The sequence below is a fragment of the Cetobacterium sp. ZOR0034 genome (assembly GCF_000799075.1).
Taxonomy (GTDB): domain Bacteria; phylum Fusobacteriota; class Fusobacteriia; order Fusobacteriales; family Fusobacteriaceae; genus Cetobacterium_A.
Genome location: NZ_JTLI01000077.1, coordinates 1 through 969 on the forward strand (window position 1 = coordinate 1; position 969 = coordinate 969).

Consider the following 969-nt stretch of genomic DNA (forward strand, 5'->3'; position numbering starts at 1 on the left):
TTTAAATATGGTATACTATGTATGAATAGACTTATTAAAGTTAATCACTAGGAGGGAATTTTATGGCAGTAGTAGAGAAGGATAATTTCAAAGATAATCTTTGGAAAGCGTGTGATAAATTAAGAAATAATATGGATCCAGCAGAGTATAAATATGTTGTGCTAGGATTAGTATTTTTAAAATATATAAGTGATAGATTTGAAAGTAAATATAATGAATTAGTTGAAGAGGGAGAAGGGTTCGAAGAGGAAAGAGATGAGTATACAGCAGAGAATATTTTCTGGGTTCCTAAAGAAGCTAGATGGGGAGAGATAGTTAAAAGTGCAAAAACTCCAGAGATTGGAATAAAAATTGATGAGGCTATGTATGCTATTGAAAAAGAAAATAAAACATTAAAGGATGTTTTATATAAGATATATTCAAATCCTCTTTTAGATAAAGGAAAACTAGGAGAGCTAATAGATATTGTTGGGGGTATAAACTTACAGGCTAAAACAGAGAAGGGGCAAGATGTACTTGGTCAAGTTTATGAGTTTTTCTTAGGAAAGTTTGCTAACTCAGAGGGGAAAAATGGAGGACAATTCTATACTCCAGAGTCTATAGTTAAAACTATAGTTGAATGTTTAGAGCCTACAAAGGGAAGAGTATATGACCCTGCTTGTGGAAGTGGAGGTATGTTTGTTCAATCTGAAAAGTTTATAGAAAATCATAGCGGAAGAATTGGAGATATATCTGTATTTGGACAAGAGAGCAATGGAACTACTTGGAAATTATGTAAGATGAACTTAGCTATTAGAGGAATAGAGGTTGATTTAGGAGAGGAACCAGCTGACACATTTACAAAAGACCAACACAAAGGAAAAAAGATGGATTATATCATGGCGAATCCACCGTTTAATATAAAAGATTACTGGCATGAATCTTTAGATGGAGATGCTAGATGGAAATATGGTACACCTCCAGAGGGAA

1 protein-coding gene is annotated in these 969 nt (G+C 33.2%); it reads left to right on the forward strand.

Annotation, left to right across the window (positions count from 1 at the left end; all coding sequences use genetic code 11):
* Nucleotides 1-62: 62 nt before the first annotated feature.
* Nucleotides 63-969: class I SAM-dependent DNA methyltransferase (locus L992_RS11955; RefSeq protein ID WP_047396506.1), on the forward strand; the 907-nt coding region annotated here is incomplete at its 3' end.